Annotated in this window: 9 protein-coding genes and 1 pseudogene; all 10 read right to left on the bottom strand. The window is 38.7% G+C overall.

The features are described from left to right. The coding region (locus AC1DRQ_RS26730) for a DegT/DnrJ/EryC1/StrS family aminotransferase (protein ID WP_477428452.1) at positions 1-212 on the bottom strand (212 nt) is incomplete at its 3' end. A 72-nt stretch (positions 213-284) separates the two neighbouring features. Continuing rightward, entirely contained in the window at positions 285-1,052 is a 768-nt protein-coding gene (locus AC1DRQ_RS26725; protein WP_429400024.1) for a DUF2334 domain-containing protein, read from the bottom strand. 57 nt (positions 1,053-1,109) lie between these two features. Continuing rightward, entirely contained in the window at positions 1,110-2,258 is a 1,149-nt protein-coding gene (locus AC1DRQ_RS26720; protein ID WP_477428450.1) for a glycosyltransferase, read from the bottom strand. Between the two features lie 26 nt (positions 2,259-2,284). Next, positions 2,285-3,142, bottom strand: coding sequence for a glycosyltransferase family 2 protein (locus tag AC1DRQ_RS26715; RefSeq protein ID WP_477428448.1), 858 nt, complete (start codon positions 3,140-3,142; stop codon positions 2,285-2,287). Continuing rightward, positions 3,139-4,320 carry a DegT/DnrJ/EryC1/StrS family aminotransferase gene (locus AC1DRQ_RS26710; RefSeq protein WP_477428446.1) on the bottom strand — a complete coding sequence of 394 codons (1,182 nt, stop codon included), beginning with the start codon at positions 4,318-4,320 and terminating at the stop codon, positions 3,139-3,141. Before AC1DRQ_RS26710 ends, AC1DRQ_RS26715 begins: the two co-directional genes overlap by 4 nt. Beyond that, positions 4,317-5,756: a lipopolysaccharide biosynthesis protein gene (locus AC1DRQ_RS26705; protein WP_477428444.1), complete on the bottom strand. Its 1,440-nt coding sequence runs from the start codon at positions 5,754-5,756 to the stop codon at positions 4,317-4,319. The genes AC1DRQ_RS26710 and AC1DRQ_RS26705 overlap by 4 nt, the downstream gene beginning before the upstream one ends. 10 nt (positions 5,757-5,766) lie before the next feature. After that, positions 5,767-7,059: a nucleotide sugar dehydrogenase gene (locus tag AC1DRQ_RS26700; protein WP_429400019.1), complete on the bottom strand. Its 1,293-nt coding sequence runs from the start codon at positions 7,057-7,059 to the stop codon at positions 5,767-5,769. Further along, complete coding sequence (locus AC1DRQ_RS26695; protein ID WP_477428441.1) at positions 7,046-7,582, bottom strand: UpxY family transcription antiterminator; 537 nt, start codon at positions 7,580-7,582, stop codon at positions 7,046-7,048. Before AC1DRQ_RS26695 ends, AC1DRQ_RS26700 begins: the two co-directional genes overlap by 14 nt. A 330-nt stretch (positions 7,583-7,912) precedes the next feature. Then, positions 7,913-10,246 (bottom strand): GumC family protein, encoded by a 2,334-nt coding sequence (locus AC1DRQ_RS26690; RefSeq protein WP_477428439.1) that lies wholly within the window; start codon positions 10,244-10,246, stop codon positions 7,913-7,915. Positions 10,247-10,268: 22 nt separating this feature from the next. Beyond that, positions 10,269-10,501: pseudogene (locus tag AC1DRQ_RS26685) on the bottom strand (polysaccharide biosynthesis/export family protein); the annotation flags it as partial.

Here is a 10,501-nt window from a genome sequence, read left to right as displayed (position 1 = left end):
GCTTTTACTCCAAACCATTTTAGCATCAATATAGCTCCTGAGGTCCATGAATTAACACAAACAGCAGCCTTTGATGATGTTAGCTTTACAATCTCCTGCTCCAATGCGGCTACCTTTGGACCAGTAGTGATCCAATTGGAACGAAGTGTTTGTACAACCTCATCAATTACGTCCTCGTCAATAAAGGGTGGCGAAAATGGAATGTTCATCATATTTATATTAAAACAGTGAGTTATTGTATTCCACTATGCAGTGAAACATTCAAATAGGGGTATCAGATTATATTATCTTACCAGTTTAAGACGCCGGAAACGGCTTATCTGGTCTTTTATAAAGTTGCGTGCCAACCGCGAATAAATAATGTATTGCTCCTTAACATAATCTTTTAAAGTGTAGTCCTTAAAAGTTAATTTGGATAGGGAAACAAAGTGTTTATGATTCTGAGCAATAAACTTTTCGAGCTTTTCAAATGCCTCATCGGTGCAGGTTTCCGGATGATAATTAAATGTCCAGGTGTGTTTAGATTTTACAGCTACCTCTGATAATTGCACCGGGACCCATCCAAAACCAAACCTTATGTAAGGTGATCGTAATAACCCATCGCTAATGATCAATACATCTGAATACTTATCCAGCGCCTTAAGCGTATTACGGTCAAAAGTATGCGCCGGGGCAATAAAAAGTGGTGTGTGTACCCCTTCGCGTTTAAATATGGAAACGGCTGCCTTTACTTTCTGTTCCTGGATATACAATGGTAAACCAGCAAATTCTGAGCGTTTATTAAGCCTGAACAAACCCGAATTATGATTCTGGTAGCGGTGTTCAAAACCATGCATGCCTATTATATAATCTTTTTTCTGCAGATGACGAACCAGCGACCAGTAATAAGGGTTAAGATCTCCGCATACGCTTAATTTGGGGTCTTGATTATCAGGTATTACTGCAATAATTGGTTTAATTTCATAAAGATCAAAGAGATTGAAAAAACGCTCCCATTTCTTTAGGTCATTGGTTGGACACAGATCATCCAGACGGATTAAATATTGTACCATAAATACTTAGCTGATGGGTTATGAATTTAATGCAACCTGCTTATTGATAATTACACATTACAAACTCAGAGCTGCAGGCTGATAACGTTGTGGAACATGCTTCAAAATCAAATTCTCCCACTGTTTAAATATTTGTTGGGCATTGTTAGTATCATTAATACGCATTGCCTGTTTGCCTAAACTGTTTTTTAACGAAGGGTTATTAATTAACCGGGTTATGGCGTTGGATATGGCATAAATGTTTCCTGTTTCAACTAAAAGACCATTCTGTTCATTAATTATAATTTCCGAAGGGCCAAATTCACAATCAACAGCAACGCATGGGCAACCAAAACTCATTGCTTCTACCAACGCATTAGGATAACCTTCATTTCTGGATGGCAGCACAAATAACTCAGCCTGGCTGTAATAATCCTGGAGGTTGGTTTGGGCGCCCGTAAATATTACACGGTCTTTTAATTCGCCATTATAACTCTGCCCTAATAAGTTGGTTCTTTCCTGCCCGTCGCCCACAATTAGCAGATCTACATCATACAGTTTAGCATTGTTAAAAGCTGCTATGAGCAGATCAAAGCCTTTTACATATTCCAGTCTGCCTACCCCAAGTATAAACTTGCGATGATGTACCCGCCTGGGCGATACTGGGTTAAAAGAAGGTACCGAATTGGTTATTTTATAAACGTTATTAAGGTTCTTAAATTCCTTATTCTCGCGAAGGCAATCCTCAACACCTTTTGCACCTACTACAACTGCTGCTGCTCTTTTATACAATAAAGCAGTTAGGCGTTTAATTAAATAACTTAATTGATTTACACTGCGTTTAGGCGACGTCCTTTCTGAAACGATGAAGGGGGTTTGCGTAATACTACAGGCAATTCCCGTCCATATATTTGCAGAGGTAATGAAAGACAGCGCGCAAATTGGTTTTTCTCTTAATAACAGGTTCAATAACTTAAAAAAGGTAAACAACATATAATATATCCTGTGCAATAACATACTATGCCGGCGCTCAAGCATGTAAATAACTTTTACACCCTCATCAATAGTGTATGCAGGCTCACCATGGTTTAATGCTATAATTACTGCGGTGCAGTTTAATTGATTAAAATGGTTAGCTAAAGCAATTAATACTCTTTCGGCCCCACCTCCTTTTAAAGAAGGAATAACAAAGAATACCTGGGGTTTTTGTTGTAAAAAAGTTTTCATGAAAATATAAGATATTCCTGATTGGCTTAAAGTAGATATTTTAGAGTATTATAAGCTTTACGTACATGCAAGTGGCTTAATTCAAACAATAAGTAGCGTTTGATGTATAACCATAACAGCTCTTTTTTTTGCCTTGCCGGGTATGTAAAGTGTTTAATGATGAGGTTAAAATCACTGATCATCTGTTCCATCCTTATCTTTGCACTGATCATGCTCCATACACCTCCTTCATGATTGCGGTAACAGCTCATTACTTCGGGCATTACATAAATTTTTCGGCCGGTATAGTGGGTTGCAAAAAGCTTAAATATTTTGTCGCCTGCATAACAGGTAAAAAACCATGGCCTGTTAAATAATTGGTGCATCTCAATTACATTCCGGTACATCAATGTAGCTGTTTTTGTCTCTTCCTGTTTCCCTGCAAGCAAATCATGATAAGTATGTACCAGGGGTACTGGCTTAGGATTTACATACAGGGTGTTATTGGCCTGATCAATTACCCGGGTATAATGACAGCAAATTATATACTCGGTATTGGTTTCTAAAAAATCAACCTGTTTCTGTAATTTGCATGAGTCTGTCCAGTAGTCATCCCCTTCGCAAAGAGCAATATATTTACCTTTACATACTTTGAGCGCGTTGATCATATTATGATGCGGGCCCATGTTTTTTTTTGTAGAAACCAGTGTTATTTTGCCTGGATATTGTTTTTTAAATCCTTCAAGAACCTCTAATGTACCATCGGTTGAGCAATCATTACCTACAACAATCTCAAATTGAAAATTTGTTTGCTGCATTATAAAGCTCTCCATAGCATGCGCAATAAACCGCGCATGGTTATAAGTAATGCAGCAAATACTAACCGTAGGATTTTGATTAATCATATTGAACCATTTACTTTTACGGGTTCTGTATTAATTTCAGACTCTATCTGATCGGCAATCAACATTCCAAAGTGTTTTGATTCAAGCGCCTTGCCTTCATCGGAGTTTTGAGCCCTTAACAATAACCGGCAAATCATGTCTAAATCAGCAAGTGTTAAGGTGTGGTATAGCGGTATACACATAATCCTGCTGGCAATAGAATCACAAACAGGCATAGCTACATTTTTTACATAAGGCAAAGCAGATAGGGATGGATAAAAATACCGGCGGCAATAAATTTGCGCCAGTTCCAACTTTTGCATACTCTCCTTCATCAATTCTTCGCTTCTAAAAAGGATAGGAAAATAAGCGTAATTATAATCATCGATATTCTGCAATTTTTGAAACTGCACATCAAGCTTATTTAAGCGGAGCATGTAATGAGCCGATAAATATTTCCTTTTTCTAAGGATCTCATCAATGTGCGGCAAATTGCATAAACCCATAGCCGCATGAAATTCACAATTTTTAGCGTTTATACCCTGCTCAGAAAAAGTGTCGACCCCGGAATAGCCAAAGTTACGCATGAGCGCCATTTTCTTTAACAGATCAGGCTGACGGGTAAACACGGCACCACCCTCTATTGTATGGAACAACTTAGTGGAATGAAAGCTTGTTGTACTTATATCACCATATTCAAATATTGATTTATTTTTATACCGGGTGCCAAAACAATGGGCGGCATCGTAAATTACTTTAAGTCCGTTCCTATCAGCAATTTGCTGTATAGCATCTATATCGCATGGGGTTCCATAAACATGTGTGGCCAGGATGGCTGATGTTTGTGGTGTAATAGCCGCTTCAATTTTATCAGGATCAATATTAAATGTTTCCGGATCAATATCTACAAATACAGGCTTGCAGCCCTGCCATACAATAGTACTGGTAGTTGCCACAAAAGAAAAAGGCGTAGTGATTATCTCACCGCTTAACTCCAGGGCTTTAATGGCCAGCTGCAATGCAACAGTACCATTTGAAACATACAACATGTGATCAAGTCCTAAATATTCCTTAAGCTTTAGTTCCAGCGTATTTACAAGCGGACCATTATTGGTGAGCCATTGCCGCTCCCAAATACTTTTTACATAACTTTTAAATTCTTTCTCGGAAGGAAGAAAAGGTTTGGTTACTGGTATCATTTTTTTAGGATTAATTGTTTAAAATCTCTCATTGCTGTTAGTTTAACCAGCTGGCTAAAAGCATAGTAAAACAGTGCATAGCATATCCCAATGATCATAATTCGGATCAGATCAGGTACAAACAGGTGGGCAAGCAGGAGGTCAAGAAAATAGCAAGCCACACCTATACTGCCTGCCAGTGCCAGGATAGGCAGAATATCTTCAATTTGTTCTTTAACAGGATAATGGATCAGTTCACCACTATATATTGAATTGATATAATAGGCCACAAAATTGAAAAACAGTTGAAAATAGAGCAGGCCATAAATCCCAAATGAGATGAAGGATAAAATACCAACCACACTGAGTACCTTTTTAACTATCTCTAACTTGAGGAATAAAGCGCTTTTGCCCATCACCTTTAAAATATTCAGGTTATAGGAGTGCAGGGGGTACATGATACCACTAATGCATAAAATTTTAAAGTATGGTACCGAAGGCAACCATTTATCAGTTAGCAAAAAGCGAATTAAGGGCTCGGCAATCACGCATAACAAAATCAATACCGGTGCATTCCAGAAAAGCACTTGTTGCATGAGCTTTTTATATACATTTTTTAACTGTACAACATCATTGGAGATCTCGGCGAACATTGGATAGGCAACCTTATTAACCGCTGCCGATATATTGCTGATCGGTAATTGGCTGATGGATTCGGCCCGGGAGTAAAACCCAAGCTGGACCGCTGAAAAGTACTTACCAATAATAATAAAGTATATGTTTTGATAAACTGTATCCAGTATTCCTGACAATGTCATTTTGTAGCCAAAATTGAAATGCTTTTTAAAACATTCCTTATCAAACACCAATGAAGGCCGCCATGGGGAATAGATCCAGTGCATTGCTGTTGATAAAAACGAAGTGCACAGGCCCATCCAAACCAGGCTCCAAACACCATATCCCATTTTTGCCAGTACAATACCCAATATACCACCACAAATTGCCGCCGGTATCTGAATACTGGTTTGTTTCTTGAGTTTCAGATCTTTGATCAACAGGGTGCTTTGTACTCCAAAAAAGGCATTCAAGACCAGGATAAGGCCATACACACGGACTACTGCTTTTAATAAAGGCTGGTTATAAAAATCAGCTATCAGCGGAGACGACAGAAAAAGCAATAAATATAAAAAGGTGCTTCCGGCCAGATTAAAATAAAATATGGTCGACAAATCTTTTTGATCTGCATCTGTTGTTCTGATGAGCGAGGCAGTTAAGCCGCCATCCAACAAAATATTCCCTACTGCAATAAAAATAGATAACATTGCAATCAGCCCAAACTCTGCGGGCTCAAGTATCCTTGCCAGGAAAATGGAAATGCTAAAGCCAATCAGTTTACCGCTTAACTGTTGCCATATAGACCATAGCATGCCCGAAACAGCTTTTTCTTTAAAACCCATATCAATAAACTTAAAGGCGTGCGTTAACTATACTGTCAGGTAAAAAGGCTTTTAAATCATAAAGGACAGCGTTAGGTTTACAAAGGGCCTTAAGGTCCATGTCTTTAAATTCTTCGTGTGCAACAGCCAGCAAAATCCCATCATAGGTGCGGTCCTTGGATTCGCCGTTTTCGCAGATAATACCGTAAGCATGTTTAGCCTGATCGGCATTGGCCCAGGGGTCATGTATATGTACTTTAACCTTATATTCTTCTAACCGGCGTACAATATCAATTACGCGGGTATTACGTACATCCGGGCAATTTTCCTTGAACGTAAAGCCAAGTACCAAAACTTCGGCCTCAATCAGGGAAGTTCCTTTACAGATCATTTTTTTAATAAGCTGATCTGCAACGTATGCCCCCATTGAGTCGTTTATGCGGCGCCCTGCCAATATAATTTCGGGATGATAGCCTGCTTCCTGAGCTTTTTGAGCCAGGTAATACGGATCAACTCCAATACAATGGCCCCCAACAAGTCCGGGACGAAAATTTAAAAAATTCCATTTGGTTCCTGCCGCTTCCAAAACCTTATGTGTATCAATTCCAAGCCTGTTAAAAATCATTGCCAGCTCATTTACGAAAGCGATGTTTATATCACGCTGGGCATTTTCAATAACTTTTGCTGCTTCGGCTACTTTAATAGAATCGGCTTTAAACGTACCGGCAGTAATTACAGAGCTATAAAGTGCGTCTACAATTTCGGCTGTTTGTGCATTGGAGCCTGAGGTGATTTTACGGATGTTTGCTACAGTATGAAGCTTATCGCCAGGGTTAATTCTTTCTGGTGAGTAACCAGCAAAAAAATCAATATTATAACGCAAGCCGGATGCTTTTTCAAGTACAGGCATACATTCATCTTCAGTAACCCCAGGATAAACTGTTGATTCGTAAATAACAATATCACCCGGTTTAAGTACTTTACCAATCAATAAGCTCGCATTGATCAACGGGCTTAAATCTGGCCGGTTATTTTTATCAACCGGAGTAGGTACAGTTACAATGTAAACAGAACAAGCCCTTAACGTTTCAATTTCGTCAGTGAAATACAGGCCTTTGGGGGTGGTACAAACCGGGGTAATAACAGCTGTTAAATCTTGCTCATTAACTTCCCTGGTATGATCCCAGCCTGCTTTAAGCTGATCGATCCGTTTAGAATTGATATCATAGCCAAACACTTTATATTGTTTAGCAAATTCTACCGCTAACGGGAGACCGACGTATCCAAGGCCGATGATCCCTATTTTGTACTTATTTTGTAGCATTTTTATTATCCTGATTTAAATTTTGTATGGTGATGTGTTGAAAGGGGATTCGGGTTACCAGTGCACAATGGATGTTGTCAAAAATCATGAGTACATTTTTGCCTTGTATTTGAACAACCTGGCCAAGTTGATTAACAAATGCGCCCTGTTTTACCTGAACACGGTCTCCAACAGACACACCTTCAAGGTTAACAACCTCTAAGTCCTTATAAAGCGCTAAATTCTTTTTGATCTCATCAATAACATTATCGCGTACTACGGCGGGCCTTTGCATGTAATAAACATATCCCATTACGCCCATGCAATAAAGTACAGCGGCCTCATCGCGAAGGTTAACCCGCACAAAAACATATGAGTTAAATAATGGCAAGCTGACATCTTTTTTGCGATCGGCCCATTGGTTTTGTACCTGGCGTACCGGGCAATATGATTCAATACCCTGCTGTTTTAACAATGCGTCAACTTTCTTTTCCCATCGTGGTCTGGTGTAAAYAACCAGCCATTTTTTTTCATTTAAATTCATTGTGCCAGGTTTAGATTTTTATAATGTTGAATTTGAAATTGATCAAAGCTTGAGGCAAGCAAATAGCTTCGCCATATCACTTACATGATGCCATTACCTTAAAAAATACACGCTATTTATTTAGGTTACCGGTTAAGAACCGGCTGGAGATAATTTTCATGCAGAACAATTATTTACAGGGCTGCATGGGGTTCGGCTAAATAAAATATTTAATAATTGGTTTATTCAAGTGCTTATATAGCTTCGCCATACCACTTACATGGCGAATCTTTTAAAATATTAATTTTGAACTACACGCCGGTTCAAAACCGGTTAAACTATAACTGTATACTATTTGCTGCCTTTTGTGGCACCATAACCATAACCACCATAGGCATAAGCCTGACGGTTCTCTTTTTTTGCATCGTTAAAAACCACTGTTAGGTTTTTTAATTTCTTATTATCGTGAATATCACGCAGGATATCCAATTGCTGTGTATTGGTGTAATTGTAACGTACCAGGTAAATACTCAGATCAGCATACGGGGCCAGGCTAAAGGCGTCGGCAACAGACCCAACCGGAGAAGTATCTACAATTAAATAATCAAACTTGGTTTTTAGCCAGTCAARCAGCAGATCCATACGCTGATCCATCAGCAGTTCTGCAGGATCCTGGGGTATTGAACCGCAACCCAATACATAAAGATTATCGGCATTTTTATAAGGCTGAATGCAATCAAAAAGCCCTTCGGTATCTCCCTGCAAAAAGTCTGTAATACCCTTTTTTTGCGTGATCCCTAATTTTTGAAGCAGATCTGGTTTACGCAGATCAAACTCAAGTATTAATACTTTTTTATTAAGTAATGCCAGTGTTAAACCCAAATTGATGCTAAAAAATGTTTTGCCCTCGCCTTTCATACAGGAGGTGATAAGCATAACCTTATTGCCCGAATTTGAATTTGTTACCCCCAGGTTGGTGCGGATATATCTAAACAGCTCAGAAATAACAGAATTACTGCCTTTGTGTATGGCTATTGGACTTTTAACCTCATTGTGGCTAAGCTCGCCTAATATCCTTACGCCTGTTATGCTGTTTAAACTTGCTGCATCTTTAACTTTTACATTAAATTGTTGTTTGGTATAAATAAACAAGGTGGGCAACAGTAACCCGAGAATACTACCGCACAGGTACATTAAGGGTTGCTTTGGATATGCAGGGTTTGGGTCAAAAGCTGGTTTATCAACCAACTGCGAGGTTGGGATTGTTGCAGATAATGACAAGGCCGTTTCTTCTCTTTTTTGTAATAAATATTGATACAATGAAGTTTTAACGCTTTGTTCCCTACTACGCTGTAACAGACCTCTTTCAAGTGCAGGTACAGAGCGCACCCTGGAATCATACTGTGCAGAATTTGCTTTAAGATGGTTATGCTCTATAATAAAGCCTTTCTTGATATTACTTAAGTTCTCTTTGATATTCACGCGCAGGGCAGCAATCTGATCACTCAGGTTTTGAACCAGCGGGTTACTTAAGTTAGCGCTATTCAGCATCCTGTTTCTTTCCAGTTGCAGATCGTTAAAGCGGCTTATTAAAGTATTCAGCACAGGGTCTTTTAATCCCATGGTACTTGGCACTACACTAAACTGATTATCAGATTGACTTAAATAACTTTCGATAGATCTTACTATACCAAGCTGTACATCTGATGTTTCCAGCAATTGACTATATTCTGCAGATTTTGTTAAGTTGATCTGTGTGCCGCCGCTGTTCGCATCAACTGCTCCATTTTGTTGCTTATATGCCTCTATCCCCCCTTCGGCAGTAGAAAGGTCCTGTTCCATTGCCTTTAATCGCTTATCAATAAATAAAATGGTGTTAACAGCCATTACATTCTTTTTCTGAACATTTTCAATATTATAGGTATTGATAATATTTGTCAGGATATCCACCCCCCTTGAAGGTACCGGATCTATCAGACTTAAGATTAGGGTATTAGACTMCTTTAATACGGGATTAACGTTTAACATTCCCGCACTATAAGCTGCAGCCAGCCGGTATAAATTTTTAAACTCTATCTCAATTGTTCCTGATAGCTCGGCAAAGGCCGGTCCCTTATCTACTTTAAACACATAATCCTTGTGCCTGATCACCTGGCCGTAACGATATATCCAGCTTAATGGTCCATCTTGTAACAAAAATGTACTTTCAGATAAACTTTGCAGTTGCAACCTTCTTAAGTAGGCCAGCTTGTTAAGTTTTTTCACTGAAACTTTAAAGGGAATCTCATCTCCATAGAGCTCTGTGGTTTTAAAACCTTTGAGTTCATAATATCTGGTTTCCTGGTTAAGGTTTTTTAGTGCTGTATAAATCAAATCCCTGGACCGTAAAATCTCCATTTCATTATCTACCGTTTTGGTTTCCTGGAACATATTGAGATCACTAAAAGCGGTGGCCTTGAGCAGGCCACCATCGCCCTTTTTATCATCAGGTATAAGCAAAGTGCTGCTTATTTTATACTGTGGTGTTGAAAAATCAAGATAAAGCCAAACCCCTCCCAAACTGATCATTAATGTTATTAAAAATAAATACCACTGTTTTAAATATGGCATAATTATATCCTTATAATTAGTGTGTACAGCGGGCTTATAAATAAAATTGGTTGCCATAACATCAGTTTTTAACATTGGTCAATAGTTTTATTGGTTCTTATCTTTTTAGCAGCACGGCAATTAAAACGGCGGCGGCTGATATCGAAGCTATTATCATTGGCGCTATCCGGGTATTTGAACTAAATTCAACCGCTTTAGACCGATCAGGCTCAACGTAAACAATATCATTTTGCCTAAGATTGAAGTAAGGCGAATTCAACGTTTCCTGATTATTCAGATTTAGCCTTTTCATCGTTTTACGATTATCTTCGGTGCGGATAATTAATACAT

This window comes from Mucilaginibacter sp. P4_E8 (assembly GCF_056401495.1).
The sequence above is the reverse complement of the archived record's forward strand: the minus strand, read 5'-3'. Positions and strand labels throughout refer to the sequence as shown.

Bases quoted from the DNA above. Each gene is read 5' to 3' on its own strand.
- AC1DRQ_RS26725 (WP_429400024.1), bottom strand. From the start codon at position 1,052: ATGGTACAATATTTAATCCGTCTGGATGATCTGTGTCCAACCAATGAC.
- AC1DRQ_RS26720 (WP_477428450.1), bottom strand. From the start codon at position 2,258: ATGAAAACTTTTTTACAACAAAAACCCCAGGTATTCTTTGTTATTCCT.
- AC1DRQ_RS26715 (WP_477428448.1), bottom strand. From the start codon at position 3,142: ATGATTAATCAAAATCCTACGGTTAGTATTTGCTGCATTACTTATAAC.
- AC1DRQ_RS26710 (WP_477428446.1), bottom strand. From the start codon at position 4,320: ATGATACCAGTAACCAAACCTTTTCTTCCTTCCGAGAAAGAATTTAAA.
- AC1DRQ_RS26705 (WP_477428444.1), bottom strand. From the start codon at position 5,756: ATGGGTTTTAAAGAAAAAGCTGTTTCGGGCATGCTATGGTCTATATGG.
- AC1DRQ_RS26700 (WP_429400019.1), bottom strand. From the start codon at position 7,059: ATGCTACAAAATAAGTACAAAATAGGGATCATCGGCCTTGGATACGTC.